The sequence below is a fragment of the Candidatus Pantoea bituminis genome (assembly GCF_018842675.1).
GTDB lineage: Bacteria > Pseudomonadota > Gammaproteobacteria > Enterobacterales > Enterobacteriaceae > Pantoea > Pantoea phytostimulans.
Genome location: NZ_JAGTWO010000004.1, coordinates 2,267,107 through 2,293,683 on the forward strand (window position 1 = coordinate 2,267,107; position 26,577 = coordinate 2,293,683).

Annotated in this window: 24 protein-coding genes and 2 pseudogenes; 16 read left to right on the top strand and 10 right to left on the bottom strand. The window is 51.9% G+C overall.

Annotation, left to right across the window (positions count from 1 at the left end):
* Window positions 1-13 precede the first annotated feature (13 nt).
* On the bottom strand, window positions 14-220 hold the full coding sequence (locus KQP84_RS14415; RefSeq protein ID WP_215847035.1) for a DUF2767 family protein: 207 nt from the start codon (window positions 218-220) through the stop codon (window positions 14-16).
* Between the two features lie 184 nt (window positions 221-404).
* Here KQP84_RS14415 and KQP84_RS14420 point away from each other — a divergent pair, with 184 nt between their 5' ends.
* Both KQP84_RS14420 and KQP84_RS14425 read left to right on the top strand, forming a co-directional pair.
* On the top strand, window positions 405-653 hold the full coding sequence (locus KQP84_RS14420; protein ID WP_215847036.1) for an ElaB/YgaM/YqjD family protein: 249 nt from the start codon (window positions 405-407) through the stop codon (window positions 651-653).
* A 247-nt stretch (window positions 654-900) separates the two neighbouring features.
* Window positions 901-1,071 (top strand): YgdI/YgdR family lipoprotein, encoded by a 171-nt coding sequence (locus KQP84_RS14425; RefSeq protein WP_215847037.1) that lies wholly within the window; start codon window positions 901-903, stop codon window positions 1,069-1,071.
* A 45-nt stretch (window positions 1,072-1,116) separates the two neighbouring features.
* Here the strand turns inward: KQP84_RS14425 and KQP84_RS14430 are convergent, their stop codons facing one another.
* Together KQP84_RS14430 and icd are read right to left on the bottom strand one after the other, a co-directional pair.
* Complete coding sequence (locus KQP84_RS14430) at window positions 1,117-1,284, bottom strand: hypothetical protein (RefSeq protein ID WP_215847038.1); 168 nt, start codon at window positions 1,282-1,284, stop codon at window positions 1,117-1,119.
* 167 nt (window positions 1,285-1,451) lie between these two features.
* Window positions 1,452-2,702, bottom strand: coding sequence for an NADP-dependent isocitrate dehydrogenase (gene icd / locus KQP84_RS14435; RefSeq protein WP_215847039.1), 1,251 nt, complete (start codon window positions 2,700-2,702; stop codon window positions 1,452-1,454).
* A gap of 101 nt (window positions 2,703-2,803) precedes the next feature.
* Between icd and rluE the strand changes: the two are divergent.
* The 8 genes and pseudogenes from rluE (at window position 2,804) to KQP84_RS14475 (ending at window position 10,689) form a co-directional block, all read left to right on the top strand.
* Window positions 2,804-3,471, top strand: a pseudogene (gene rluE / locus KQP84_RS14440) (23S rRNA pseudouridine(2457) synthase RluE).
* Between the two features lie 47 nt (window positions 3,472-3,518).
* Window positions 3,519-3,992: an NUDIX domain-containing protein gene (locus KQP84_RS14445; protein WP_215847040.1), complete on the top strand. Its 474-nt coding sequence runs from the start codon at window positions 3,519-3,521 to the stop codon at window positions 3,990-3,992.
* A 42-nt stretch (window positions 3,993-4,034) separates the two neighbouring features.
* A complete protein-coding gene (gene mnmA, locus KQP84_RS14450; RefSeq protein ID WP_215847041.1) occupies window positions 4,035-5,183 on the top strand; it encodes a tRNA 2-thiouridine(34) synthase MnmA in 1,149 nt (382 codons plus the stop codon).
* 35 nt (window positions 5,184-5,218) lie between these two features.
* Window positions 5,219-5,860 (top strand): high frequency lysogenization protein HflD, encoded by a 642-nt coding sequence (gene hflD / locus KQP84_RS14455; RefSeq protein WP_215847042.1) that lies wholly within the window; start codon window positions 5,219-5,221, stop codon window positions 5,858-5,860.
* 42 nt (window positions 5,861-5,902) lie between these two features.
* Entirely contained in the window at window positions 5,903-7,273 is a 1,371-nt protein-coding gene (gene purB, locus KQP84_RS14460; protein ID WP_215847043.1) for an adenylosuccinate lyase, read from the top strand.
* A 104-nt stretch (window positions 7,274-7,377) separates the two neighbouring features.
* The gene (gene phoP / locus KQP84_RS14465) at window positions 7,378-8,046 is read left to right on the top strand and encodes a two-component system response regulator PhoP (RefSeq protein ID WP_215847044.1); all 669 of its coding nucleotides are present in this window, start codon (window positions 7,378-7,380) and stop codon (window positions 8,044-8,046) included.
* Between the two features lie 2 nt (window positions 8,047-8,048).
* Window positions 8,049-9,494: a two-component system sensor histidine kinase PhoQ gene (phoQ, locus tag KQP84_RS14470; RefSeq protein WP_215847045.1), complete on the top strand. Its 1,446-nt coding sequence runs from the start codon at window positions 8,049-8,051 to the stop codon at window positions 9,492-9,494.
* Window positions 9,495-9,564: 70 nt separating this feature from the next.
* Complete coding sequence (locus KQP84_RS14475; RefSeq protein WP_215847046.1) at window positions 9,565-10,689, top strand: ribosomal protein uL16 3-hydroxylase; 1,125 nt, start codon at window positions 9,565-9,567, stop codon at window positions 10,687-10,689.
* A 45-nt stretch (window positions 10,690-10,734) separates the two neighbouring features.
* Here KQP84_RS14475 and pepT read toward each other — a convergent pair whose 3' ends face one another.
* A complete protein-coding gene (gene pepT, locus KQP84_RS14480; RefSeq protein WP_215847047.1) occupies window positions 10,735-11,964 on the bottom strand; it encodes a peptidase T in 1,230 nt (409 codons plus the stop codon).
* A 315-nt stretch (window positions 11,965-12,279) separates the two neighbouring features.
* Between pepT and potA the strand changes: the two genes are divergently transcribed.
* The 4 genes from potA to potD are packed head-to-tail and all read left to right on the top strand — an operon-like array spanning window position 12,280 to window position 16,068.
* Window positions 12,280-13,395 carry a spermidine/putrescine ABC transporter ATP-binding protein PotA gene (gene potA / locus KQP84_RS14485; RefSeq protein ID WP_215847048.1) on the top strand — a complete coding sequence of 372 codons (1,116 nt, stop codon included), beginning with the start codon at window positions 12,280-12,282 and terminating at the stop codon, window positions 13,393-13,395.
* Complete coding sequence (gene potB / locus KQP84_RS14490; protein WP_370661487.1) at window positions 13,379-14,239, top strand: spermidine/putrescine ABC transporter permease PotB; 861 nt, start codon at window positions 13,379-13,381, stop codon at window positions 14,237-14,239. Before potA ends, potB begins: the two co-directional genes overlap by 17 nt.
* Window positions 14,236-15,012 carry a spermidine/putrescine ABC transporter permease PotC gene (gene potC, locus KQP84_RS14495; RefSeq protein WP_215847049.1) on the top strand — a complete coding sequence of 259 codons (777 nt, stop codon included), beginning with the start codon at window positions 14,236-14,238 and terminating at the stop codon, window positions 15,010-15,012. Before potB ends, potC begins: the two co-directional genes overlap by 4 nt.
* Window positions 15,013-15,024: 12 nt before the next feature.
* Window positions 15,025-16,068: a spermidine/putrescine ABC transporter substrate-binding protein PotD gene (gene potD, locus KQP84_RS14500; protein WP_215848297.1), complete on the top strand. Its 1,044-nt coding sequence runs from the start codon at window positions 15,025-15,027 to the stop codon at window positions 16,066-16,068.
* A 40-nt stretch (window positions 16,069-16,108) separates the two neighbouring features.
* Here the strand turns inward: potD and cobB are convergent, their stop codons facing one another.
* The 4 genes from cobB to lolC form a co-directional block, all read right to left on the bottom strand.
* Window positions 16,109-16,942: a Sir2 family NAD+-dependent deacetylase gene (cobB, locus tag KQP84_RS14505; RefSeq protein WP_215847050.1), complete on the bottom strand. Its 834-nt coding sequence runs from the start codon at window positions 16,940-16,942 to the stop codon at window positions 16,109-16,111.
* Between the two features lie 158 nt (window positions 16,943-17,100).
* A complete protein-coding gene (gene lolE / locus KQP84_RS14510; RefSeq protein ID WP_215847051.1) occupies window positions 17,101-18,345 on the bottom strand; it encodes a lipoprotein-releasing ABC transporter permease subunit LolE in 1,245 nt (414 codons plus the stop codon).
* Complete coding sequence (lolD, locus tag KQP84_RS14515; protein WP_215847052.1) at window positions 18,345-19,049, bottom strand: lipoprotein-releasing ABC transporter ATP-binding protein LolD; 705 nt, start codon at window positions 19,047-19,049, stop codon at window positions 18,345-18,347. Before lolD ends, lolE begins: the two co-directional genes overlap by 1 nt.
* Complete coding sequence (gene lolC / locus KQP84_RS14520; protein WP_215847053.1) at window positions 19,042-20,241, bottom strand: lipoprotein-releasing ABC transporter permease subunit LolC; 1,200 nt, start codon at window positions 20,239-20,241, stop codon at window positions 19,042-19,044. The genes lolD and lolC overlap by 8 nt, the downstream gene beginning before the upstream one ends.
* Before the next feature lie 249 nt (window positions 20,242-20,490).
* On the opposite strand from lolC, the gene KQP84_RS14525 reads away from it, so the two are divergent.
* Together KQP84_RS14525 and mfd are read left to right on the top strand one after the other, a co-directional pair.
* Window positions 20,491-20,700: a hypothetical protein gene (locus KQP84_RS14525; RefSeq protein ID WP_215847054.1), complete on the top strand. Its 210-nt coding sequence runs from the start codon at window positions 20,491-20,493 to the stop codon at window positions 20,698-20,700.
* Window positions 20,701-20,808: 108 nt separating this feature from the next.
* Window positions 20,809-24,252, top strand: coding sequence for a transcription-repair coupling factor (mfd, locus tag KQP84_RS14530; RefSeq protein ID WP_215847055.1), 3,444 nt, complete (start codon window positions 20,809-20,811; stop codon window positions 24,250-24,252).
* A 127-nt stretch (window positions 24,253-24,379) separates the two neighbouring features.
* Here mfd and KQP84_RS14535 read toward each other — a convergent pair.
* Window positions 24,380-24,921 (bottom strand): annotated as a pseudogene (locus KQP84_RS14535) (glycine zipper 2TM domain-containing protein).
* A 292-nt stretch (window positions 24,922-25,213) separates the two neighbouring features.
* Window positions 25,214-26,518 (bottom strand): NAD(P)/FAD-dependent oxidoreductase, encoded by a 1,305-nt coding sequence (locus tag KQP84_RS14540; RefSeq protein ID WP_215847056.1) that lies wholly within the window; start codon window positions 26,516-26,518, stop codon window positions 25,214-25,216.
* Window positions 26,519-26,577: the final 59 nt, after the last annotated feature.

Consider the following 26,577-nt stretch of genomic DNA (forward strand, 5'->3'; position numbering starts at 1 on the left):
CGGTTTTTTAACCTCAGGGTTTTATCAAGCGAATCGCATGTTCAAGCATTTTCTGCTCATCGCGTTCACTGCGTGCGCGATGATGCCGGGTGCGTTTTAACAAGTCGAATATTTCGTCTCGTTTGGTGTCATGGCCTGCTTCTGCCAGCATAATCACAGCATCGCCAATCACCCGACAAACTTCATCATAATCGTCTTCATTCAGCACATCACGTTTCATGGTTCCTCCGTTTTCGCTGTTGAAAAGAGCTGCTTCGAAAAGGTTAGACAGTAAACGCTTAGCCTGCAAAGTTAACGCTGTTCACAGCCGGAAATGATTTTTAGTGATTCATTTACTTTCTTTCGCCGCAGAATCAGCCACGTTTGCTACGCTTTGAGGTGTAACTAAAACCAAGGAGATAAAGATGTCAGGAAAAATTGAAGACGCAGTAAAAGAAGCAGCGGGTGCAGCGCAAGAACAGTGGGGTGAAGCGACCAATTCACCTAAGCATCAAGCTAAGGGTGCCGCACGTCGCTATTCAAACCAGGCTAGCTATGCTGCACGCGATGCGGCTGATTGCATCAAAGATCAGGTGCAGTCGAATCCGTTTGCTGGATTAGCTGTAGCCGCAGGCGTCGGTGTCTTCATCGGCTTCCTGCTGGGACGTAAATAATCCCCTTCTATTAACGGAAGCCTGTGGCTTCCGTTATCTTATTGCTTGTCTGTGTTTCCCATTCTGCTTACGCCTTTTTCCAAAATTGATTTCCATTCTGCTTTCACCCCCAGTAATAAAGCCTCTCCTTTCAGATAAAACCCATGAAAAATAAACACATTTTACTGGATGGAATGGTTTCGTTGTCTATGCTTAAAACTTCGAAATTTTAGAAACACTTTCGTTAACTTTCCAAAAAGGTGGTCACATGAAGAAGGCTTCAGCATTACTGCTGGTTGTAGCAACGCTTACTGCTCTGGCAGGTTGTTCACATCGTAGCAGCGCGGTGAAAGAAGATGGACGTCCACATGCGCCAAGTGGTCAGGCATCACCGGGTGGCACCCTGGGTTCGGGTCCGGTAGGACAGCCGCAGTCATAATAAAAAAACCGGCCTGGGCGCCGGTTTTTTTATCGTACCCAAGCGCTAGCGGCTAATAATGAATGCGCCGACGACTAATATCGCAAACATAACGCCGAAGGTAATGTAGCCGTGCTTTGCTGTCCGTGACATACCCACGAACACCGAGACCACCAGAAATAACAGCGTCAACGCCCCCGCCATTACCCAAAAAAGATATTGCTGATTCGCCATGGTTAATTCTCTCCACACCGGCCTAGTAGCTTTGGTGGCAGATTGTATAACATTATCAACGCGCTTGATAATGGCGGCACTGGAACCAAAAATAGAGGCCAAGAAAATAATCATAAAAAAACCCCGCGATCGCATTAGCCATCGCGGGGTTTTTGGGACGACAGCAATTACATGTTTTCGATAATTGCGTCACCAAACTCTGAACATTTCAGCAGTTTGGCACCGTCCATCAGACGTTCGAAATCGTAAGTCACGGTTTTGTTAGCGATAGCGCCTTCAACACCTTTTACGATCAAGTCAGCTGCTTCGAACCACTCCATGTGGCGCAGCATCATTTCTGCGGACAGGATAACTGAACCAGGGTTCACTTTGTCCTGACCTGCATACTTCGGCGCAGTACCGTGAGTCGCTTCAAACAGCGCACATTCGTCACCGATGTTCGCACCCGGCGCAATACCAATACCGCCAACCTGCGCCGCCAGGGCATCAGAGATGTAATCACCGTTCAGGTTCATACAGGCGATAACGTCATATTCCGCTGGACGCAGCAGGATCTGCTGCAGGAACGCATCGGCGATCACATCTTTAACGATGATCTCTTTGCCGGTGTTCGGGTTTTTGAACTTCATCCACGGACCGCCATCGATCAGTTCGCCGCCGAACTCTTCTTTCACTAACTGGTAACCCCAGTCTTTGAAAGAACCTTCGGTGAACTTCATGATGTTGCCTTTGTGAACCAGCGTCAGTGAATCACGATCGTTGGTGATGGTGTATTCAACCGCTGCACGAACCAGACGTTTGGTGCCTGCTTCTGAACACGGTTTAACGCCAATACCGCACTGCTCTGGGAAGCGAATTTTCTTCACGCCCATCTCTTCACGCAGGAATTTGATCACTTTATCTGCTTCCGCAGAACCCGCTTTCCATTCGATACCGGCATAGATATCTTCTGAGTTTTCGCGGAAGATCACCATGTCGGTCTCTTCTGGACGTTTAACCGGGCTTGGCGTGCCTTTGTAGTAACGCACTGGACGCAGACACACGTACAGGTCGAGTTCCTGGCGCAGGGCAACGTTCAGAGAACGAATACCGCCACCGACTGGGGTGGTCAGCGGGCCTTTGATGGCAACGCGATATTCTTTGATTAAGTCGAGGGTTTCTTGCGGCAGCCAAACGTCCTGGCCATAAAGCTCAACGGATTTCTCACCGGTGTAAATTTCCATCCAGGAAATTTTTCGCTCGCCGTTGTAGGCTTTTTTCACAGCGGCATCAACCACTTTCAGCATGACAGGTGATACGTCAACGCCGATACCATCACCTTCGATATAAGGAATCACTGGGTTATTTGGGACAACCAGTTTTCCCTGATCCAGGGTGATTTTTTGACCTTCCGCCGGAACAACTACTTTGCTTTCCATCAACCTCTCCTTCGAGCGATTTTTTGTTAATGATTTGTAAGATGCGGATCAATACTACTTGAATATTTCCGCTACGCCAATCACCGCAATTTCGCGTTATAATGCGCCGATTGTTTCTGACTGCAAAGCCTATGCGAAAAACTTCTCAACGAATTCACCAGGATAAACGATTCAGCCGCCCAGCACGTCCGGTACGGCGATCGCCCACGCGCCCAGATGCACCGCGGCGCGTCATACTCTTTAACAAACCTTTTGACGTGTTACCGCAATTTACTGACGAAGCGGGACGGCGCACGCTGAAAGATTACGTAAGCGTTAGCGATGTTTACGCCGCAGGTCGGCTGGACCGCGACAGTGAAGGTTTGATGGTGCTCACCAACAATGGCGCCTTGCAGGCCGCGCTTACGCAGCCTGGCAAGCGCACCGGCAAGCTCTATTTTGTGCAGGTTGAAGGCGAGCCGCAAGAGAGCGATCTGCAACCGCTACGCGATGGCGTTAATCTGAAAGATGGCCTGACGCTGCCCGCAGGTATAGAAAAAGTCGCCGAACCAACGTGGTTATGGCCGCGTCAACCCCTATTCGTGAACGCAAAAACATCCCCACGCAGTGGCTTAAAATTACCCTGTATGAAGGGCGTAATCGCCAGGTTCGCCGCATGACAGCACATATCGGTTTCCCTACACTGCGCCTGATTCGCTATGCGATGGGGAATTTTACGTTGGATGATTTGCCTTCTGGCGAATGGTGCGATGTCACTGAAACGCCCTAAATGCCCTGCCGTTTTGATAACGTCAGGTTAACAATTGCGGAGATTCAATGTTTAAACCTCATGTCACAGTGGCCTGTTTGGTTCACGCCCAAGGTGAACTGCTCGTGGTTGAAGAGCAGATCAACGGTTGCGCAACCTGGAATCAGCCGGCGGGTCATTTAGAGGCCGATGAAACGCTGTTAGCCGCTGCACAGCGTGAGCTGTATGAAGAGACCGGCATCGATGAACCGATGCACTATTTCCTCGGCGTTCAACAGTGGATCGCACCGGACAATACACCTTTTGTGCGTTTCCTTTTTGGTCTGGATCTCGCTGAAAAGCTGCCGACCGCGCCACAGGACAGCGACATAGATTGCTGCTGGTGGTTGCCGCCAGCGCAGATTCTCTCTGCCTCTAACCTGCGCTCGCCTTTGGTGGCAGAAAGCGTACGCTTATGGCAGCAAGGTGCGCGTTATCCTTTACATTTGGTCAGCCCGTTTAACTGGCCTTTTCATGAAGGTGCGCGCCACGCCGACGCATGATAGAATGCGCCGCCTGTTTTTTTATCGTTATGCGAGCCTGTGATGTCTGATATTTCCCGGAACACTCTTCAAAACTGCAACCTGGACAACAGCCAGAAAAAAGTGATCGTCGGTATGTCCGGCGGCGTTGATTCTTCCGTTTCCGCCTGGTTACTGCAACAGCAGGGTTATCAGGTTGAAGGTCTGTTCATGAAGAACTGGGAAGAGGACGACGGTGAGGAGTATTGCACCGCCGCGGACGACCTGGCCGATGCGCAAGCTGTATGCGACAAGCTTGGCATGAAGCTGCATAAAGTTAACTTTGCTGCGGAATACTGGGATAACGTCTTCGAGCATTTTCTTGAAGAGTATAAAGCGGGCCGAACGCCGAACCCGGATATCCTCTGTAACAAAGAGATCAAATTCAAAGCTTTCCTTGAATTCGCCGCAGAAGATCTGGGCGCGGATTTCATTGCCACCGGTCACTATGTGCGTCGTCAGGACATTGATGGCCAAAGCCACCTGCTGCGCGGCCTCGATGGTAATAAAGATCAAAGCTATTTCCTTTACACGCTCAGCCACCAGCAGATTGCACAAAGCTTGTTCCCGGTGGGCGAACTGGAAAAACCCGAGGTTCGCCGTATCGCCGAAGAGTTGGATCTGATTACTGCTAAGAAAAAGGATTCCACCGGCATCTGCTTCATTGGCGAGCGCAAATTCCGTGACTTCCTTGCGCGCTACCTGCCGGCTCAGCCGGGCGAAATTGAAACCGTTGACGGCGACGTTGTCGGTGAACATCAGGGCTTGATGTATCACACGTTGGGTCAGCGCAAAGGTCTCGGCATTGGCGGCATGAGAGAGAGCAAAGACGATCCTTGGTATGTAGTCGACAAAGACGTTGAGCGCAATCGCCTGATTGTCGCCCAAGGGGGCGATCATCCTCGTCTGATGTCGGTGGGTTTGATTGCACAACAGCTGCACTGGGTAAATCGTCAGCCCATCACTGCGCCACTGCGTTGCACCGTGAAAACGCGCTATCGCCAGGCTGACATTCCCTGTGAAATTATTCCGCATGGCGATGATCGTATTGAAGTGCGCTTTGACGAACCTGTGGCTGCGGTCACGCCGGGCCAGTCAGCGGTGTTCTATCTTGGCGAAATCTGCCTTGGCGGCGGTATTATCGAAGAGCGCCTGCCGTGGGTTGCCGCTTAAACGTCGACCTTAACGACGCGTACACAGGAGTAACCGTGGCTAAGAATTATCAAGAAATTACCGTTGCGCTGGCCGGCATTTGCCAGGCCGCGCATCTGGTGCAGCTACTCGCGCATCAGGGACATTGCCCGTCGGAAGAACTTGCCGTATCGCTGCGCAGCGTGCTGGATTTGAATCCCTCTTCGACCCTGGCGGTGTTTGGTAACGAAGAAGCTAACCTGCGCCTCGGCCTGGAAACGTTAATGGCGGTACTGAACAGCAGCAGCCGTCAAGGCTCAGGCGCGGAGTTGACGCGTTACACGTTGAGCATGATGGTGTTGGAGCGCAAACTCAGCGCTAACAAGCAAGCGATGGCGACGCTGGCCCAGCGTATTGGACAGTTGGATCGTCAACTGGCGCACTATGAGCTGGAGTCTGAAACTATTCTCAGCGCTATGGCCGGTATTTATGTCGATGTCATCAGCCCGCTCGGCCCACGCATTCAGGTGACGGGTTCACCAACGGTATTACAGAATCCACTGTTGCAAAGCAAAGTACGCGCGACGTTGTTGGCGGGTATTCGTGCAGCGGTGCTCTGGCAGCAGGTTGGCGGTGGCCGCCTGCAGCTGATGTTTTCGCGCCAGCGTCTGCTGCGTGAAGCAAAAACCCTTTTATCCCGGCTGCCACTGACTTACTAAGTCAGTGCGGCATTTTTGTTTAATGATTCAGGAGTTGCACTGATGGAATTATCCTCTCTGACCGCCGTCTCACCTGTCGATGGTCGTTACGGCGATAAAGTCAGCCCGCTGCGTGCGATTTTCAGCGAATACGGTTTGCTGAAATTCCGCGTTGAGGTTGAAGTACGCTGGTTACAAAAACTGGCTGATACCGCAGAGATCAAGGAAGTTCCTGCATTTGATGCCGACGCAAACGCTTTCCTTGACGCGATTGTGGCTAATTTCGACGAAACTGACGCTGCACGCATCAAAACCATCGAACGTACTACCAACCATGACGTTAAAGCGGTTGAGTATTTCCTGAAAGAAAAAGTGGCAGACGTGCCTGCGCTGCATGCCGTTTCTGAATTTATCCACTTTGCCTGCACTTCTGAAGATATCAACAATCTCTCTCACGCTTTGATGCTGGAAACCGCGCGCCGTGATGTGATCCTGCCTTACTGGCAGCAGTTGATTGATGCTGTAAAAGGTCTGGCGCACGAATACCGTGACATTCCTCTGCTTTCACGTACGCATGGTCAACCGGCTACGCCTTCTACCATGGGTAAAGAGATGGCTAACGTCGCTTACCGCCTGGAGCGTCAGCTGCGTCAACTCGGTCGCATTGAAGTGCTGGGAAAAATCAACGGTGCCGTGGGCAACTACAACGCCCACATTGCGGCTTACCCTGAAGTTGACTGGCATCAGCTGAGCGAGAACTTTGTCACCTCGCTGGGCATTACCTGGAACCCGTACACTACCCAAATTGAGCCGCATGACTACATCGCTGAGATGTTTGACTGCATTGCGCGTTTCAATACCATTCTGATCGATTTTGATCGCGATGTTTGGGGTTACGTGGCGCTGAACCACTTCAAGCAGAAAACCATTGCCGGTGAAATTGGTTCGTCAACCATGCCGCACAAGGTCAATCCGATTGACTTCGAAAACTCTGAAGGCAACCTGGGCTTGGCCAATGCGGTAATGCAGCATTTGGCCAGCAAACTGCCGGTTTCTCGCTGGCAGCGCGATCTGACCGATTCAACCGTACTGCGTAACTTGGGTGTGGGCGTTGGCTATGCGCTGATCGCTTATCAGGCGACGTTAAAAGGCATCTCAAAACTGGAAGTGAACCGCGATCGTCTGCTCGACGAACTGGATCACAACTGGGAAGTGTTGGCTGAGCCGATCCAAACCGTGATGCGTCGCTACGGTATCGAAAAGCCCTATGAAAAGCTGAAAGAGCTGACCCGCGGTAAACGTGTTGATGCTGCCGGTATGCAAGCCTTTATCGACAGCCTGGCGCTGCCAGAAGAAGAAAAAGTTCGCCTGAAGCAGATGACGCCAGCCAACTATATTGGCCGCGCTATTCAAATGGTTGATGACCTGAAGTAATGCCTCACGCAGGCGGGTGCGTACCCGCCTGCGTTAACCTGCTGTTTAATTCACTTCGCGTATACTTCTCTCAATTCGTTTCGTTTTGATGGTAAGGAAATTCTATGCGTGTTCTGGTTGTGGAAGATAATGCCCTGCTGCGCCACCATCTTGCGGTTCAACTGCGTGATATGGGTCATCAGGTTGATGCCGCCGAAGACGCCAAAGAGGCCGATTACTTTCTGCAGGAACATCTGCCGGACATCGCGTTAGTTGATCTGGGCTTACCGGATGAAGATGGCATGTCACTGATTCGCCGCTGGCGCAGTGATTCAGTGCGTCAGCCGATTTTAGTGCTCACTGCCCGCGAAGGCTGGCAAGCCAAAGTGGAAGCGCTAGAAGCCGGTGCTGACGATTACGTCACCAAACCTTTTCATATCGAAGAAGTCGCCGCACGACTGCAAGCCTTGATGCGCCGTAACAGCGGTCACGCTTCGCAAATCATCGACATGTCACCGTTTCAGGTTGATCTCTCCCGTCGCGAACTCACCGTTAACGAACAGCCGGTTAAATTGACGGCCTTTGAGTACACGATTGTTGAAACGCTGATTCGTAACGCAGGCAAAGTGGTCAGCAAAGATTCGCTGATGCTACAGCTTTATCCCGATGCCGAGTTGCGCGAAAGTCATACCATTGACGTGTTGATGGGCCGTCTGCGCAAAAAAATTCTGGCGCTGCATCCCACCGAAGTGATCGCTACCGTGCGTGGGCAAGGTTATCGCTTTGACCTGTAAACATGTCCTGGCTTAAACGCTACCGCCCTATTTCGCTGCGCGCTCGCTTCCTGTTAGCGTCAGCGGCCATCGTACTTTTCCTGTCCCTCTCCTACGGCATGGTCGCTGTGATTGGCTATGTCGTGAGTTTTGATAAAAATACCTATCGCGTGATGCGCGGTGAGAGCAATCTGTTCTTTACGCTGGCTCAGTGGAAAGAGAATCAGCTCACCATTGCTCAACCCGAGCGCATGACGCTGAACTTCCCGACGCTGGTATTTATTTATGACGAACAAGGCAAGCTGCTGTGGCAGCAGCGCGATGTGCCTGAGATTCGCAATAAGATTCACCGTGACTGGCTGCTCAAGCCTGATTTCTACGAAATCGATACCAGCAATCGCACCAGTCTGGCAGCGATGGGTAACAATATTTCAGCGCAGCGACGGCTTCACGCCTGGGATACCGATAGCGACGATACCTTTACTCACTCGGTAGCCGTGAATCGTTATGATGCCACGACCAATTTGCCCGCACTGACCATCGTGGTGGTCGATTCCATTCCCCAGGAATTACAACATTCCGATGTCGTGTGGTCATGGTTTAGCTATGTGTTAGCGGCCAATTTGATTTTAATTATTCCACTGCTGTGGTTGGCCGCACACTGGAGTTTGCGTCCTATCGGTCATCTTGCTCAGCAGGTACGTGAGCTGGAAACCAGTCAGCGTGAAAATTTGGCTGATAACCCGCCGCAGGAATTGCAAAGCCTAGTGCGCAATCTCAACTTGTTATTAACCAATGAACGGCAGCGCTATACGCGCTATCGCACCACCTTGTCGGATCTCACGCACAGTTTGAAAACCCCGCTGGCGGTGCTGCAAAGTACCTTACGATCGTTACGCAGCGGCAAGGAACTGACGGTTGAGCAGGCTGAGCCAGTGATGTTGGAACAGATTAGTCGGATTTCACAACAGATTGGCTATTACCTGCATCGCGCCAGCATGCAGGCCGATCACAATCCTTTGCAGCGCGACCTACATTCAGTTTCAGGCTTGCTCGACAGCTTGTGTTCCGCTCTCAACAAGGTTTATCAGCGCAAAGGCGTGGCAATCACGCTCGATATTTCACCTGAGCTGACCTTTTTTGGCGATCAAAATGATTTTATGGAAGTGATGGGCAATGTGCTGGATAACGCCTGCAAATATTGTCTGGAATTCATCGAAGTCAGCGCGCATCAAACCGAGAAGTCTTTGCATATCTATATTGATGACGATGGTCCTGGCATACCAGAAAGTAAGCGCGACCTGGTCTTCGTGCGCGGACAACGCGCCGACACGCTGCGGCCCGGACAGGGATTAGGTCTGGCGGTGGCGCGAGACATTCTTGAGCAATATGCCGGCAAGATTATTGCCTCAAGCAGTTCGCTGGGTGGCACACGAATGGAAGTCATTTTTCAACGCCAGGAAGTCTGACATCGCCGCGAGTAGAAAGGCGTTCGGGCTGTTATACTTGCGACATTTACAGCCCTAAGCGGAACCTTCTATGGACTATCAGCTCGATCTCAACTGGCCCGATTTTATTCAACGCTACTGGCAAAAACGTCCGGTGGTATTAAAGCGTGGCTTTAAAAACTTCATTGATCCCATTTCTCCTGATGAGCTGGCTGGTCTGGCAATGGAAAATGAAATCGACAGTCGCCTGGTCAGTCATCAGGATGGCAAATGGCAGGTTAGCCACGGTCCGTTTGAAAGTTTTGATCATCTGGGTGAGAACAATTGGTCGTTGCTGGTGCAGGCCGTTAATAACTGGCATGAACCCTCTGCAGCGCTAATGCGCCCTTTCCGCTTTTTGCCTGACTGGCGCATCGATGATTTGATGATTTCGTTTGCTGTACCGGGCGGCGGCGTTGGCCCGCATCTCGACCAGTACGATGTCTTCATTATTCAGGGCACCGGACGCCGCCGCTGGCGTGTGGGTGAAAAAGTGCCGATGAAGCAGCATTGCCCCCATCCAGACCTGCTTCAGGTTGAACCCTTTGATGCCATCATCGATGAAGAGATGGAACCCGGCGATATTCTCTATATTCCGCCAGGTTTCCCGCATGAAGGTTATTCGCTGGAAAACGCCATTAACTATTCGGTTGGCTTCCGTGCCCCAAGCGGCCGAGAATTGATCAGTAGTTTTGCCGATTACGCGCTGGCTAACGAATTGGGCAGTTATCGCTTTACCGATCCTGATGTTCCTTCGCGTGATTGCCCTTCACAGATCCTGCCGCAAGAAATTGAAGGCGTGCGTCAGGTGATGCTGGATGTGATCAACCAGCCGGAACATTTTGCCCAATGGTTTGGTGAATTTATTTCACAATCACGCCATGAGCTGGATGTTGCGCCACCGGAGCCGCCGTATCAGCCTGATGAAGTTTACGATGCGCTACAGCAGGGCGATATACTCTCTCGCTTGGGTGGCTTGCGCGTGTTAACCATTGGCGATGCGGTTTTCGTCAACGGTGAGCGTATCGAATGTTCGCACCCGGAAGTCTTGACGGTGCTGGCGCATCATCAAGATATTACGCTGGAAGAGTTAGGTGACGCGCTGGACGATCCTTCAGTGCTGGCACAGATCGCGGCGCTGGTGAATGCCGGTTACTGGTATTTCAGCGGCGAGTAATTGCCTGAATGTGCGCACCCGTTTCATCCGGTGCGCACAGCTTCATTAATGCTGTTTCTGACCCGCCAACTCAGCCAAACGGACAATCACTTCCACCGATTGCGCCATAATATTCAGTGACGCGAACTCATGTTTGCCGTGGTAGTTATAGCCGCCGGTAAACAGGTTTGGACAAGGTAAACCTTTCCAGGAGAGTGATGATCCGTCCGTTCCACCACGAATCGGTTTTACGTTCGGCTCAATGCCACAATCACGCATGGCCTGCAGCGCCAGATCAATAATGTGGGGAAACGGCTCGACTTTCTCACGCATGTTGCGATAGCTGTTGGTGATATCAACCTTCACTGAGCAATCCGGATGCAAACCCTGGCTTATCTGCTGAGCGATCTGTTCCAGCACCTGTTTGCGCTGCTCAAAGCTTTCGGTATCAAAATCACGAATGATGTACAGCAGCTCGGCATTTTCTACCGTGCCTTTCATCTGGTGCAGGTGATAGAAACCTTCGTAGCCTTCGGTATATTGCGGCTTCTCTTTAGCCGGCACCGCCTGATGAAACTGCGTGGCTAACTCCAGCGCATTGACCATGACGCCTTTCGCTGAGCCGGGATGCACATTATTGCCCGTGATTTTTACCGTCGCCGAGGCCGCGTTAAAGTTTTCATACTCAAACTCACCCAGATCGCTGCCGTCCACGGTATACGCCCAATCGGCGGCAAAGCCCTCTACATCAAAGTAAGACGTTCCACGGCCAATCTCTTCATCTGGGGTAAAGGCCACGCGAATCGCACCGTGTGGAATATCCCCTTTTGTCAGGCGCGCCATTGCGGTCATGATTTCTGCAATGCCCGCTTTGTCATCGGCACCCAGCAAAGTTTTGCCGTCGGTGGTGATTAACGTGTGTCCTGTGAGTTTATGCAACACCGGGAACATAACCGGTGACAGCACCTCATCACCATTACCCAACGCAATATCGCCGCCGCGGTAGTTTTCAATGATTTGCGGATTGACATTTTTTGCCGTGTAGTCTGGCGAAGTATCCATATGCGAAATAAAGCCAATGACCGGCGTTGGCCAGTCAACATTAGCGGGCAGCGTGCCCATGACGCAGCAGTGATCGCTAAGCGTGACATCAACAAAACCCAGCGCCAGTAACTCCTCCTGTAATTGCCGTGCCAGTGTCCATTGGCCTTCACTGCTGGGCACCTGACGCGCCTGCGGTTTTGCCTGGGTTTCCACTGCCACATAACTTAAAAAGCGCTCAAGTAACTGTTCCATTTGCCATCCTTAAGAAATTGCCGTCGGTTATTATTAACGGACCAGCCAGACGCCAGGTTGCGTCAAATCATTATCAAACAGGTTAACGCTGTCTGGGCTGTTTCGGGAAGTCAACATGCACAAAATCTTGTTGAAAAGCGCATTTATTGCGGCAAGTCTCGCAACATGTTCACCTTACTCAGTTTTATCGCTTTTGAGGGGCGGCAAAACATGGCATTGCGCCTTTTTTCAGGTATCATCCCGCCCTCCTTGCTGGCTGGTCGTGTTATGCGGCTATGCTGTTACCTGTTCGCCCTTTGACAGACTGAGACTAAAATGACGCAAACACGCGCACACCAGGCGCTGGTTACGCTTTCTGGCATCAGTAAAGCTTTCGATGGCAAATCCATCATTGAAGATTTCAACCTGACGATTCGTCACGGTGAGTTTATCACTCTGCTCGGCCCGTCAGGCTGCGGCAAAACGACCATTTTGCGCCTGATTGCCGGGCTGGAAGAAGCCGACAGCGGTCGCATCACCTTAGACAATCACGACATCACAGATACACCTGCAGAGCATCGCCACGCTAACACGGTGTTTCAAAGTTATGCCCTGTTTCCGCACATGTCGGTATTCGAGAACGTCGCCTTTGGTCTGCGCATGCAGAAAACGCCCGAAGCCGAGATAACCACACGGGTTAACGCGGTGCTGGCCATGGTTCAGCTGGATGCGTTTGCCGATCGCCGCCCTCATCAATTATCAGGTGGCCAGCAGCAGCGTGTTGCTATTGCTCGCGCCGTCGTGAATCGCCCGAAAGTCTTGCTGCTGGACGAATCCCTTTCGGCGCTGGATTACAAATTGCGCAAGCAGATGCAGAACGAATTGAAAGCTTTGCAGCGTAAACTGGGTATCACCTTTGTTTTCGTGACGCACGATCAGGAAGAAGCGCTGACCATGTCCGATCGTATTGTGGTGATGCGCGATGGCAAAATTGAACAAGACGGCACACCGCGAGAGATTTACGAAGAGCCTAAAAACCTGTTTGTCGCCCGCTTTATAGGCGAAATTAATGTCTTCGACGCTGAAGTTATCGCCAGCGAAAACGCGCCGCGCGTGCGTGCGCGCGTAGAAAGTCGCGAATGCGATATCCATTGTCCTTTCCCGGTGCAGCCCGGCGACAAACTGCATGTCATGCTGCGCCCAGAAGATTTGCGCGTTGAAGAGATTCACGACGACAGTGTGTTTGAAGGGCTGATCGGTTATGTACGTGAACGCAACTACAAAGGGATGACGCTGGAATCCACCGTTGAGCTTGAGAATGGCAAACTGGTCACTGTGAGCGAATTTTTCAATGAAGACGATCCTGACTTTGACCACTCGCTGAATCAAAAGATGGCAGTGAATTGGGTCGCAAGCTGGGAGGTAGTGCTGCCGTATGAAACTGATGCGTAATCGTTTCCAGAAGAGCGTTATCGCGCTGATCGTCGGTTGGTTAGCGCTGTTCGTTTTCTTGCCTAACCTGATGATTTTTGTCACCAGCTTTTTAACCCGTGACGATGCGCATTTTGTCAGCATGGTATTTACCTTCAGTAATTACACGCGTTTACTTGATCCCTTGTATGCCGAAGTGCTGCTGCACTCGCTGAATATGGCGTTTATCGCCACCGCCTTCTGTTTGTTGCTGGGTTATCCTTTCGCCTGGTGTCTGACTAAATTGCCTGCACGCCTGCGTCCGCTGATGCTGTTTCTGTTGATCGTGCCCTTCTGGACCAATTCCCTGATTCGTATTTACGGCCTGAAAATCTTTCTCAGCACTCGCGGCTGGCTCAACGACTTTCTGCTCTGGATCGGGGTAATCGATAAGCCATTTCGCATTATGTACACCTCGGAAGCGGTGATCTTGGGTCTGGTCTATATCCTGCTGCCGTTTATGGTGCTGCCGCTCTACTCCAGCCTGGAAAAACTCGATAGAAGTTATCTGGAGGCGGCACGCGATTTAGGCGCCAGCAAGCTGCAGACTTTTTTCCGCATTATCTTACCGCTGACTATGCCGGGCATTGTCGCAGGCTGCTTGCTGGTATTGATTCCGGCAATGGGGCTGTTTTATGTCGCTGATTTAATGGGCGGCGCGAAAAACCTGCTCATCGGTAACATCATAAAAAGCCAGTTCCTGAACATTCGCGACTGGCCTTTTGGCGCAGCCACCAGCATCGTGATGACACTTTTAATGGGGCTGTTACTGCTGATTTACTGGCGCGTAGCGCGCCTGCTGAATAAAAAGGCGGAACTGGAATGATGGCTCGCCTGCTACGCGGCGGTTTTATGACCGTTATCTACGCCGGGTTTTATATCCCGATTGTGATTTTGATCGTTAACTCATTTAACGCCTCACGTTTCGGTATCAACTGGCAAGGTTTCAGTACGCAGTGGTACAGCCTGCTGATGAACAATGACAGCCTGATCCAGGCAGCACAGCATTCGCTGATAATGGGCGTGCTCTCTGCCAGCTGCGCCACGCTTATTGGCTCGCTAACCGCCGTCGCGCTTTATCGCTATCGCTTTCGCGGTAAACCGTTTGTCAGCGGCATGTTGTTTGTCGTGATGATGTCACCTGACATCGTGATGGCTATTTCGCTGCTGGTGCTGTTTATGTTATTGGGTATTTCGCTTGGCTTCTGGTCGCTGCTGTTTTCCCATATCACCTTCTGCTTACCCTTTGTGGTCATTACCGTCTATTCGCGGCTCAAAGGATTTGATGTACGGATGCTGGAAGCCGCAAAAGATTTGGGTGCCAGCGAAACCACTATTTTACGTAAAATTATTCTGCCGCTGGCGATGCCTGCGGTTGCGGCTGGTTGGCTGCTGAGCTTTACCCTGTCGATGGATGACGTGGTGGTTTCGTCGTTCGTCACCGGACCAACATTTGAAATTTTGCCACTTAAAATTTACTCGATGGTCAAGGTGGGCGTATCACCTGAAGTGAATGCACTCGCCACAATTTTGATGCTGCTTTCGTTGCTGTTAGTCGCTGGCAGCCAATGGTTGCTGCGTGACAAAACTAAAACCTAAAGGGGAATAATGATGATGAAATGGTCTCACTGGCTGGCGGCTGGGGCGCTGGCGTTGAGTGTGCAAGGCGCGCAAGCGGACGATAGCAAAACGCTCTACTTCTATAACTGGACTGAATACGTGCCGCCGGGACTGCTGGAGCAGTTCACTAAAGAGACCGGCATCAAAGTGATTTATTCTACCTACGAATCCAATGAAAGCATGTATGCCAAGCTTAAAACGTGGAAAGAGGGCGCGTATGATTTAGTGGTGCCCTCAACCTATTTCGTCGCAAAAATGCGTAACGAAGGCATGCTACAAAAGATTGATAAGTCACAGCTAACCAATTTTAAAAATCTGGATCCAAACCTGCTGAATAAGCCTTTTGATCCGAACAATGATTATTCCATTCCCTATATTTGGGGTGCGACGGCAATCGGTCTTAATTCAGACGAGATTGATCCGAAAAGCGTCACTAGCTGGGCTGATTTGTGGAAACCAGAGTATAAGCAAAGCCTGTTGCTGACCGATGATGCCCGCGAAGTGTTTCAAATGGCGCTGCGCAAACTCGGGTATTCCGGTAATACTCGCGATCCTAAGCAGATCGACGCCGCTTACCAAGAGTTAAGAAAATTGATGCCAAACGTCCTGGCGTTCAACTCCGATAATCCGGGCAATCCTTATATGGAAGGCGAAGTGAATCTGGGCATGATTTGGAACGGTTCCGCTTATGTGGCTCGCCAGGCTGGCACACCATTGCAGGTTATTTGGCCGAAAGAAGGCGGGATTTTCTGGATGGACAACCTGGCGATTCCTGCGAACGCCAAAAATAAAGAGGCCGCACTTAAGCTGATTAACTTCCTGCTTCGTCCGGAAGTTGCAGCAAAAGTCGCCGAAACCATTGGTTATCCAACCCCTAACCTTGAAGCCAAAAAGTTGTTGCCAAAAGCCGTCGCAGAAGATGCATCGCTTTATCCCTCTGCTGAGGTGATCAAAAAGGGTGAATGGCAGAATGACGTGGGTGATGCCAGCATCCAGTACGAAACGCTGTTTCAGAAGTTGAAGGCGGGTCGTTAATGCTCACGGGCGGCAGCGCTGCCGCCCTGTTATGGACTGCTTATTTGTATAAGCCACGTAACAGCGTATGCACAAATTCGGGCACCACTTCACTGGCTAAGCCGTAATGGCTTTCGGCAAATTCGTTACCAACCTGGCTTGGCTCCAGATTCAGCTCAACGGTATGCGCACCCTGCAGTTTGGCTTCATGCACAAATCCTGCTGCCGGATAAACATGCCCTGACGTGCCGATAGCGATAAACATATCCGCGTTTTCCAGCGCCTGATAAATCTCTTCCATGCCGATGGGCATTTCCCCGAACCACACCACATGAGGACGCAGCACTGAAGGGAACTGGCAGCAGGTACAGCGATCCTCTGCGGTGACATTACCGGTCCATTCGATGACCTGCCCGCTGGTAGCACAGCGCACTTTCAGCAATTCGCCATGCATATGCAACACACGTGAATTACCCGCACGTTCATGCAGGTTGTCGATATTCTGCGTTACCAGAAAAAAGTTATCGCCTAATACCTGCTCCAGTTCAGCTAACGCAATGTGCGCAGCATTTGGCTGGATTTCAGGCTGCTGCAGTTGGTCACGGCGTTCATTATAGAAACGTTGTACCAGAGCCGGATCGCGTCGAAAACCTTCCGGCGTCGCAACATCTTCAACCCGATGCTCTTCCCACAACCCGTCGGCGGCGCGAAAAGTACGAATACCCGATTCCGCTGAAATGCCAGCGCCCGTCAGAACCACCACATGCGGCAGAGGATGTGCAGCCATTTCAGCCTGACGATCGCGCTCAAAAATGCGTTGGCGAAAGCGTTGATGCACCTTTCTCCGGGTCTTTTTGAGTCGGGCGAGTCGTAAGCGTCGACGTGGTGTGCGCATAAAGGCTCCTTGTGCAGCGGCTTCGGTGAGCCGCTATAAACAAATTTTGGGGCTTATAAGCCCGATAATAACGGTTGCGCATGACAGCGCTATGCTGCTGAGCCTGAAAATGTGCGCGGCGCGCAGATTCATTCTGGCGCGCCGCATCTTTCAGGCCTTTATTGTCCGCTCAAAACCCGCGCCGGGTCGATACGGCTGGCGCGTCTTGCCGGATACCAGCTGGCGACCAGACTTAATATAATCGCGGTTATCAGCACCGAGAACACATCTATCCAGTGCAGTTCAGACGGCAGAAAATCGATAAAGTAAATGTCGCCGGCCAGCAGATGATGACCGGTTATGTTTTCCAGGCCGCGTACCAGCGAGGTTAAATTCAACGCCACCAGCACGCCAACCACGACTCCACTCACGCTGCCGAGCAGTCCCGCCAATAAACCGTACCAGATAAAGATGGCGCGAATCAGTCGATCTTTTGCACCCAACGTTCGCAGCACGGCGATATCACTGCTCTTGTCTTTCACCGCCATCACCAGCGTGGAAACGATATTAAAGCAGGCGACGCCGATAACCAGCACCATCGCCAGATACATGATGGCGCGAATCATTTGAATATCGCGATACATATAGCCGTACGTACCGATCCAGCTTTTGATATAGACATACGAATGCGTGGCTTCACCCGCATCGCGGACCAGCTTCACGGCCTTAAACGGATCATCCATTTTCAACGCGATGCCAGAAACGTTTTCACCCATATCAAGGTACTTTTGCGCATCCGCTAACGGCACCAGCGCCAGGCTGTGATCCAACATGCCGCTGAGCTGTAAAATACCGCTAACCTGCAGGCGCACACGCTTGGGCTGCGACAGTTTGTTGTCGCCATCATTATTGGGGATCATGATGGTGATCCAACTGCCCTGCTTCACATTAAGCGATTTTGCGATGCCACCGCCTAAGATGATTTGCTGTTTGCCTGCCGCAAACGTCGACCACTGATTGTCAGCCACAAAACGTGGCAGCGCACTTAAACGCGGTTCCTGAGCAGGATCCACGCCTTTTACCTGCAGCGCCTGAAGTTTTGCGCCGCTTTCAATCAAGCCGGTAAAATTGACGTAAGGCGCGGCGGCGGCAATACCGGGAACCTGTTCGATAGGTGCAATCATTGACTGCCAACGCTGAAATGGCTGATTGACCGCCTCAATTTCACCGTGAGGAACCACAGCCAAAATGCGGTTATTGAGTTCACGCTCGAACCCGTTCATCGCGCTCAAGCCGATAATTAATACTGCGACACCCAACGCAATGCCGATGGTGGAGATCACCGAAATCAGCGATACCATGCCGCCGCGACGTCTGCCACGGCTAAAACGCAGCCCCAACAGCAGCGATAACGAAGAACCCATTACACCGCTCCTGAAAAGATCAGTTGATCGCTCAACTGTCCGTCACGCATTTCCATCTGGCGCGTCATGCGTTTAGCTAAATGGAGATCGTGCGTCACCACCAAAAAGGCTGTGCCTTGACGCACATTCAGTTCGCCCAACAGTTCAAAGATAGCGTCAGCGTTACGTGCATCAAGGTTACCAGTAGGTTCGTCAGCCATTACCAGACGCGGGTTATTCACCAGCGCACGCGCGATAGCCACGCGCTGGCGCTCACCACCCGATAATTCAGAGGGGCGATGGCTCGCACGGTGTGCAAGTCCTACCGCTTTCAGCATTTCATGCGCGCGCGCTTGCGCTTCTGCTTTGTGGATTTTGCCAATCAGCAGTGGCATCGCAACGTTTTCCAGCGCACTAAAATCAGGCAGAAGATGGTGAAACTGGTAGATAAACCCTAATTCGCGGTTACGCAGTTCAGCTTTGGCCGACGACGACATTTCGTTGAGTGATTTACCCTCGAACACGACATCGCCCGAGGTGGGCGCATCCAGGCCGCCCAGCAGGTGCAGCAGCGTACTTTTGCCTGAACCGGAGCTGCCAACAATAGCCATCAGTTCGCCCGGTTGCAGGCGAAAAGTCACATTGCGCAGCACATCCGTCTGCACGCTGCCTTCCTGATAGCGTTTGCACAGATCGCGACACTGCAACAAAGGAGAATTACTCATAACGTAAAGCCTCAGCGGGTTGTACGGCGGCAGCGCGCCAGGAAGGATAAAGCGTAGAAAGCAGCGCAACGACCATGGCGCAGAAAGCGATAGTCACCACTTGCCATAAATTGATATCAACCGGCAGCGCTGCGCCATCCAGGAACAGGCCAATCACTGGCATCAGGTTATTTAACTGGCTGGCAAGCAGCACGCCGAGCAAGGTGCCCAACAGCGTACCGATGATGCCAGCGCTGGCGCCCTGCACCATAAACACCGCAACGATTTGACGGCGCGTTAAGCCTTGGGTTTGCAGAATCGCCACTTCACCCTGCTTCTCCATGATTAACAAGCCGAGCGAAGTAATAATGTTAAAGGCGGCAACAGCAATGATCAGGCTCAACAGCAGCCCCATCATGTTTTTCTCCATGCGTACGGCCTGGAACAGATCACCTTTACGCTCGCGCCAGTCTTTCCATACCATGCCTTCCGGCAGGGTTTGCTGACTCAAACTGTCAACCTCCAGCGGTTTATCCAGCCAGAGACGCCAACCGGTAACATTGCCCGCCGGATAGCGCATCACGCGTGACGCGTCTTGTTGATTCACCAGAATTTGGTAGCCATCGACTTCACTATTGGCTGCATATGTGCCGGCAACGGTAAAGATACGCTGGCTTGGCACGCGCCCCATCGGCGTGAACTGGCTGACTGAAGGCACCATCAAACGTAGCTGATCGCCGCGCTTAACGCCCAGCTGGTTGGCCAGCTGTTCACCCAGAATCACGTTGTACTGCCCCGATTTCAGCACGCTTTGCTGCGTGTTGACCAGATAAGGTGTCAGCGGATCTTTTTCCTCGGGGGTGATACCTAACATCACCCCAACCGAGACACTGTGTGCACTCTGTAGCACCACATCTGAAGTCGTTAACGGCGCAACGCGGCTAACGCCCTGTAGCTTAAGCTGGTCGGGAGGTTGCTGTTGCGGATTGATGCTGCCTTTTTGGCTGGTGACCAACGCTTGCGGCATCAGCCCGAGAATATTGCCTTCCAGCTCTCGCTCGAAGCCGTTCATCACCGATAGCACGGTGACCAACGCCAATACACCGAGCGTAATGCCAATAGTAGAAAGCCAAGAGACAAAGCGACCGAAGCGATCCGATGCTCGTCCGCGCATATAGCGCAGACCGATAAATAGCGCGACTGGTTGATACATGGAATCCAATGTGCGGTTGCCTGAAAATGAGTAGTGGGATGATAAAGGAGCCGCTTGCTTTATGAAACCTCTAACCCTCTGAGTCTGCGGCAAAGTTGCGTCAGAATACGTCATCAGCAACGTTCATCGGCAGGAATGCGACAAAAAGATGATGCTAATTGTACGATTATCCGGCAGCGGGTGCGGTAGACTACAATCAGATAGACGATAAGAGGTTAAATATCGCGCAGACGTAAAGAGGTAGCGACCATGTTCAAATTTCCCAAAGGCAGTATTGTTAAACACAAATCAGGGGAGATCAGAGGCGAAGTCGTTAACGTCTTTGAGCAAGGAGATGCGCCAACCGGATACTACGTGAAGTGGGACGACGGCAATCACAGTTATCACCTTGAGCGTGATCTGTGCTGGGCCAATGTTGACCGCCCGCGTATGCACTACACACAGCAATCTACAAAATAAAGCCCATTCAGAGGCTACGCGGCACTAAAATTGTGCCGCAGAGGTGATCCCCTTGGCGTAATATGGAATGATTACGCCTTGGTAAAAATGGAGAAACCTCGAGATCCCATGTCCGAACAGACTCGCTATACCCTGCCCGTAAAATCCGGTGATACGCGCCAGCTCGGTCAGCTGATCGGCGCCGCGCACGCGGTCGAGTGTGCCAACATCGCCGAGCGTCATGCTGGCCCGGTGCTGATGATTACGCCGGATACACAAACCGCCTTGCGTTTACTGGATGAAATCCGCCAGTTTACTGACCTGCCGGTTAGCCATCTCGCTGATTGGGAAACGCTGCCTTACGATAGCTTCTCGCCACATCAGGACATTATCTCGGCTCGGCTTTCCACGCTTTATCAATTACCGACCTTGCAGCGCGGCATGCTGATTCTTCCAGTCAACACGCTGATGCAACGTGTGTGTCCGCACAGTTTCTTGCATGGCCACGCTTTGGTGATGAAACAAGGGCAAAAACTGTCGCGCGATCGCCTACGCGATCAGCTGGAGCAAGCCGGTTATCGTCACGTCGATCAAGTCATGGAACATGGTGAATACGCCACGCGCGGTGCGCTGCTTGATCTGTTTCCGATGGGCAGCGAACAGCCTTATCGCATCGACTTCTTCGATGATGAAATCGACAGCCTGCGTCTGTTTGACGTTGATAGCCAGCGCACGCTCGAAGCGGTGCCGGAAATCAACCTGCTGCCCGCACATGAGTTTCCCAGCGATAAAGCCGCGATTGAACTGTTCCGCAGCCGCTGGCGCGAAATTTTTGACGTACGCCGTGAACCGGAACACATCTATCAGCAGGTGAGTAAAGGCACCTTCCCCGCCGGTATCGAATATTGGCAGCCGCTGTTTTTTGATCAGCCTTTGCCTACGCTGTTTAGCTATTTGCCGGATAACACGCTGCTGGTTAACTGTGGCGATCTGGAAGGCAGCGCCTCACGTTTCTGGCAAGACGCCAATGCGCGCTATGAGAATCGCCGTGTTGATCCGATGCGCCCGCTGCTTGAGCCCGTCACGCTTTGGCTGCGCCCGGATGCGCTGATGGGCGAGCTAAAAAGCTGGCCGCGTGTGCAAATGACCAACGATGAGTTACCCGAAAAAGCCGCGAATACCAATCTTGGTTATCAGCCCCTTCCCGATTTAACCGTGCAGGCCCAGGCCAAAGCGCCGCTGGATCATCTACGCCAGTTTTTGGAGCAATTCCACGGCGCGGTAACGTTCTCGGTAGAGAGCGAAGGTCGTCGCGAAAGCCTGCAAGAGCTGTTGGCTCGCATCAAACTTCGGCCGCAGCTGGTACATCGTCTTGATGAAGCGAGTGAAGAGCGCTACACCTTTATGATTGGTGCCAGTGAACGTGGTTTTATTGATACGCAAGGCCATCGTGCGCTGATCTGTGAAGGTGATCTGCTTGGCGAACGCGTCAGTCGCCGCCGCCAGGATACACGTCGCACCATAAATCCCGACATCCTGATTCGTAACCTGGCTGAATTGCATCCGGGTCAACCGGTGGTGCATCTGGAGCATGGTGTGGGCCGTTATATTGGCTTGACCACGCTTGAGGCGGGCGGCATTCAGGCCGAATATTTGATGCTCTCTTATGCCAACGACGCCAAACTCTATGTCCCGGTTTCATCGCTGCATCTCATTAGTCGTTACGCCGGTGGCGCAGACGAAAATGCGCCGCTGCACAAATTAGGCAGCGATGCCTGGTCACGTGCGCGACAAAAAGCGGCGGAGAAAGTACGCGATGTGGCGGCTGAGTTGCTGGATATTTATGCCCAACGCGCCGCCAAAACAGGCTTCGCCTTCAAGCACAACCGCGATCAATATCAGCTGTTCTGTGAAGCTTTTCCTTTTGATACGACGCCCGATCAGGCACAGGCCATCAATGCGGTATTGAGCGACATGTGTCAGCCGCTGGCCATGGATCGTCTGGTTTGCGGTGATGTTGGGTTTGGTAAAACCGAAGTCGCGATGCGTGCGGCGTTTCTGGCGGTTGAAAACAACAAGCAGGTCGCGGTGCTGGTGCCCACGACGTTACTGGCTCAGCAACATTATGATAATTTCCGCGATCGCTTTGCTAACTGGCCAGTACGCATTGAAATGCTTTCACGTTTCCGTACGGCCAAAGAGCAAGCACAGGTGTTAGAACAAGCCAGTGAAGGCAAAATCGATATCCTGATCGGTACGCATAAGTTATTGATGACTGACTTGAAATGGCGTGATTTAGGTCTGTTGATCGTTGATGAAGAGCACCGCTTTGGTGTGCGACACAAAGAGCGCATCAAGGCGATGCGTGCAGATGTCGATATTCTGACGCTCACCGCCACACCGATTCCGCGTACCCTGAATATGGCCATGAGCGGGATGCGCGATCTGTCGATCATTGCAACGCCTCCTGCACGTCGTTTGGCAGTAAAAACTTTTGTGCGTGAGTTTGATAATTTAGTGATTCGCGAGGCGATCCTGCGTGAAGTGCTGCGTGGTGGACAGGTTTATTATCTCTATAACGACGTCGAAAATATCGAAAAGGCCGCACAGCGCTTGACTGAACTCGTCCCGGAAGCACGCGTCGCCATTGGCCATGGTCAAATGCGCGAGCGCGATCTGGAACGGGTCATGAATGATTTCCATCACCAGCGTTTTAATGTGCTGGTCTGTACCACCATTATTGAAACCGGTATCGATATTCCAACGGCTAACACCATTATCATTGAGCGTGCAGATCATTTCGGTTTGGCTCAACTGCACCAGTTGCGTGGTCGCGTCGGACGATCGCACCATCAGGCTTACGCCTGGCTGATGACGCCGCCGCCCAAAGCGATGACCACCGATGCCAAAAAGCGTCTCGAAGCCATTGCTTCGCTAGAAGATTTGGGAGCTGGTTTTGCACTTGCCACCCACGATTTAGAAATTCGTGGCGCGGGCGAGTTGCTGGGTGAAGAGCAAAGCGGGCAAATGGAAACCCTGGGCTTCTCGCTCTATATGGAGTTGTTAGAGAATGCCGTGGATGCGCTGAAAGAGGGCCGTGAGCCGTCGCTTGAGGATTTGACCAACAATCAGACCGAAGTCGAGCTGCGCATGCCTGCCCTGCTGCCGGAAGAGTTTATTCCGGATGTGAATACCCGCTTGTCACTCTACAAGCGCATCGCCAGCGCCGAAGACGAATCTGAGCTGCAAGAGTTGAAGGTAGAGATGATTGACCGCTTTGGCTTGTTACCCGATCCGGCGCGAAATCTCCTTGATATCGCCGCATTGCGGCTTAATGCGCGAACGCTGGGCGTGCGTAAAATCGAAGCCAGCGACAAAGGCGGCTTCTTTGATTTCGCTCCGCAAAACAGCGTGGATCCTGCATGGCTGATTAGCTTATTGCAGAAAGATCCCAAGCAGTGGAAGCTTGATGGCCCAACGCGTCTACGCTTTACCCGTGAGCTGGCAGAGCGCAAGGTTCGTATGGAATGGGTGCAGGGATTCGTGGCGCAGCTGGCGCAGAACCGGGCTTAATGTTGAAAGGGACTGATTCACATTGCTCGGAGTAATATCTGATGTGAAACAAAAAAAGCGCATCATCCCTGATGCGCTTCTCTTATTGTTTGCTGTGTGGCCGCTAACGCGGCAAATCTTTGCCCAATCAAGCCTGATCGTTGTTAAGAATCAGCTGGCCATTACGGTCGAGTGGAATACGCGTACCAGGATCGTTTTCCGTACGGATTTTGCCCTGTTGATTGCCTATTTTATAGGTCACGTCATATCCCAGCATTTTTTCTTGCTTGTCATAAACCGTTTTGCAGCGCTGTTCCGTGGTGGTGTAAGTATCACGGTTTTGCATTCCGGCCTGAACCTGATTGCCTGCGTAACCGCCTGCAACCGCACCTGCTACGGTTGCGACATCCTTACCGCGACCGCCACCGAACTGGTGACCTAAAACGCCCCCGCGACTGCACCTAACACTGAGCCCGCAATACGGTTATCATCCTGCACCGCACGACGATGAGTCAGCGTTACGTTGCGACATTCCTTGCGCGGCTGTTTGATACTTTCTTTAATTGGCGTTGCTGACAGCACCTGCGCATATTGCGGCCCGCGGTCAAACACGTTCATACCCGCTACGGCGGCAACACCCAGCGCCGCTGCCACACCAATACCGATACCCGCTAACATTGATTTATTCACAGGAAGTTCCTCCTGAAAGTGTTACCGCGCATTCCTGCCGCTGTCGCATCCTTCACAGCAGAGGCCTAACTCGGCGTGCGCGACCCGCCGTGTTTGTTGAATGAAGTTTTACAGATGGACCGAAATTGCAACATCAGATAAATGGAGGAAATCTATACAAGAGCCTTCAGGTCCAGCTTTTAGGAGAGTTCCGAACGAGGCGGGAAAGCGCTGATCTCAACGGAGAAATGAAATTTTCTAGTTTGAAATCAGCGTAATAGCAATATGAAAGGCGGTAAGCCGCCTTATCATCTTAATGCAGCTTGAGGCGTGGACGTATAACGCGGTTGATACTGCCTACTAACATCATCAGACCCGTTTTGAAGTATCCGTGGAGCGCAATCTGGTGCATACGATATAAGGAAATGTAGACAAAACGCGCAATGCGTCCTTCTACCATCATCGATCCACGCATCAGGTTACCCATCAGGCTTCCGACCGTACTGAAGCGCGACAGTGATACCAGCGAGCCGTGATCTTTATAGACATAGGCTTTCAAGGGCTTGTTATTGCGCTGCGCCAGAATATTTTCCATCGCACGTGAAGCCATTTGGTGTGCAGATTGTGCACGTGGTGGCACAAACCCACCGGATGGCAACGCACAGGAAGCACAATCGCCGATGGCATAAATATCATCGTCCAAGGTGGTTTGCAGCGTATCTTTTACCACCAGCTGATTAATGCGGTTGGTTTCCAACCCACCAATCTCTTTCATGAAGTCAGGCGCTTTGATTCCTGCCGCCCATACCATCAGGTCCGCTTCGATATATTCGCCGCCTTTGGTATGCAGACCTTTTTTGTCGGCACTGGTCACCATGGTTTGCGTCAGCACGCGTACGCCAAGCTTGGTCAACTCTTGGTGCGCCGCTGCCGAAATACGCGGTGGCAAGGCAGGAAGAATGCGTTCGCCCGCCTCAACCAGCGTCACGTTCAGCGCTTCACTGCCCAAACCTTTGTAGCCATAACTGTGTAATTGCTTAACCGCATTGTGCAACTCGGCAGAGAGCTCAACGCCGGTTGCACCGCCACCGACAATGGCAATATTGACCTGTCCAGTCTGACCTTCACTTGCAGAGAATTTCAGGAACAGGTTAAGCATTTCATTATGGAAACGACGTGCCTGATGCGGGTTGTCGAGGAAAATGCAGTGATCTTTTACGCCCGGCGTGCCGAAATCATTTGAGGTGCTGCCCAGCGCCATCACCAAAGTGTCGTAAGGCACTTCGCGCTGTGGAACCAGCACTTCACCTTGTGCATCCAGCACTTCTGCCAGAGAGATAACCTTCTTCTCGCGGTTGATGTCGGTTAAGGAACCCAGCTGGAACTGGAAGCCATGATTGCGGGCGTGTGCCAGATAACTCAGCGCATCAATCCCTTCATCCATGGAGCCAGTCGCCACTTCATGCAGCAGCGGTTTCCATAAATGACTGTGATTGCGGTCGACCAAAATGATCTCAGCTTTGTTTTTTCGGCCCAGTTTATGGCCAAGCTGTGTTGCCATTTCAAGACCGCCGGCGCCGCCTCCGACGATGACAATTTTCTTAATAGATGTAGTCAACAATGACCCCCTCAAATTGTGAACCAATAGTTAATCAATGGTTAAATTAAACCTTAATA

Excerpts from the sequence above, each read along its gene's own strand:
- lolE (WP_215847051.1), bottom strand. The coding sequence starts at position 18,345 with ATGGGTTCTTCGTTATCGCTGCTGTTGGGGCTGCGTTTTAGCCGTGGC.
- potB (WP_370661487.1), top strand. The coding sequence starts at position 13,379 with ATGAAACTGATGCGTAATCGTTTCCAGAAGAGCGTTATCGCGCTGATC.
- KQP84_RS14420 (WP_215847036.1), top strand. The coding sequence starts at position 405 with ATGTCAGGAAAAATTGAAGACGCAGTAAAAGAAGCAGCGGGTGCAGCG.
- mnmA (WP_215847041.1), top strand. The coding sequence starts at position 4,035 with ATGTCTGATATTTCCCGGAACACTCTTCAAAACTGCAACCTGGACAAC.
- phoP (WP_215847044.1), top strand. The coding sequence starts at position 7,378 with ATGCGTGTTCTGGTTGTGGAAGATAATGCCCTGCTGCGCCACCATCTT.
- lolD (WP_215847052.1), bottom strand. The coding sequence starts at position 19,049 with ATGAGTAATTCTCCTTTGTTGCAGTGTCGCGATCTGTGCAAACGCTAT.
- pepT (WP_215847047.1), bottom strand. The coding sequence starts at position 11,964 with ATGGAACAGTTACTTGAGCGCTTTTTAAGTTATGTGGCAGTGGAAACC.
- KQP84_RS14425 (WP_215847037.1), top strand. The coding sequence starts at position 901 with ATGAAGAAGGCTTCAGCATTACTGCTGGTTGTAGCAACGCTTACTGCT.
- purB (WP_215847043.1), top strand. The coding sequence starts at position 5,903 with ATGGAATTATCCTCTCTGACCGCCGTCTCACCTGTCGATGGTCGTTAC.
- mfd (WP_215847055.1), top strand. The coding sequence starts at position 20,809 with ATGTCCGAACAGACTCGCTATACCCTGCCCGTAAAATCCGGTGATACG.
- potD (WP_215848297.1), top strand. The coding sequence starts at position 15,025 with ATGATGAAATGGTCTCACTGGCTGGCGGCTGGGGCGCTGGCGTTGAGT.
- phoQ (WP_215847045.1), top strand. The coding sequence starts at position 8,049 with ATGTCCTGGCTTAAACGCTACCGCCCTATTTCGCTGCGCGCTCGCTTC.
- lolC (WP_215847053.1), bottom strand. The coding sequence starts at position 20,241 with ATGTATCAACCAGTCGCGCTATTTATCGGTCTGCGCTATATGCGCGGA.
- KQP84_RS14475 (WP_215847046.1), top strand. The coding sequence starts at position 9,565 with ATGGACTATCAGCTCGATCTCAACTGGCCCGATTTTATTCAACGCTAC.
- cobB (WP_215847050.1), bottom strand. The coding sequence starts at position 16,942 with ATGCGCACACCACGTCGACGCTTACGACTCGCCCGACTCAAAAAGACC.
- potA (WP_215847048.1), top strand. The coding sequence starts at position 12,280 with ATGACGCAAACACGCGCACACCAGGCGCTGGTTACGCTTTCTGGCATC.
- KQP84_RS14415 (WP_215847035.1), bottom strand. The coding sequence starts at position 220 with ATGAAACGTGATGTGCTGAATGAAGACGATTATGATGAAGTTTGTCGG.
- potC (WP_215847049.1), top strand. The coding sequence starts at position 14,236 with ATGATGGCTCGCCTGCTACGCGGCGGTTTTATGACCGTTATCTACGCC.
- KQP84_RS14445 (WP_215847040.1), top strand. The coding sequence starts at position 3,519 with ATGTTTAAACCTCATGTCACAGTGGCCTGTTTGGTTCACGCCCAAGGT.
- icd (WP_215847039.1), bottom strand. The coding sequence starts at position 2,702 with ATGGAAAGCAAAGTAGTTGTTCCGGCGGAAGGTCAAAAAATCACCCTG.
- KQP84_RS14525 (WP_215847054.1), top strand. The coding sequence starts at position 20,491 with ATGTTCAAATTTCCCAAAGGCAGTATTGTTAAACACAAATCAGGGGAG.
- KQP84_RS14430 (WP_215847038.1), bottom strand. The coding sequence starts at position 1,284 with ATGGCGAATCAGCAATATCTTTTTTGGGTAATGGCGGGGGCGTTGACG.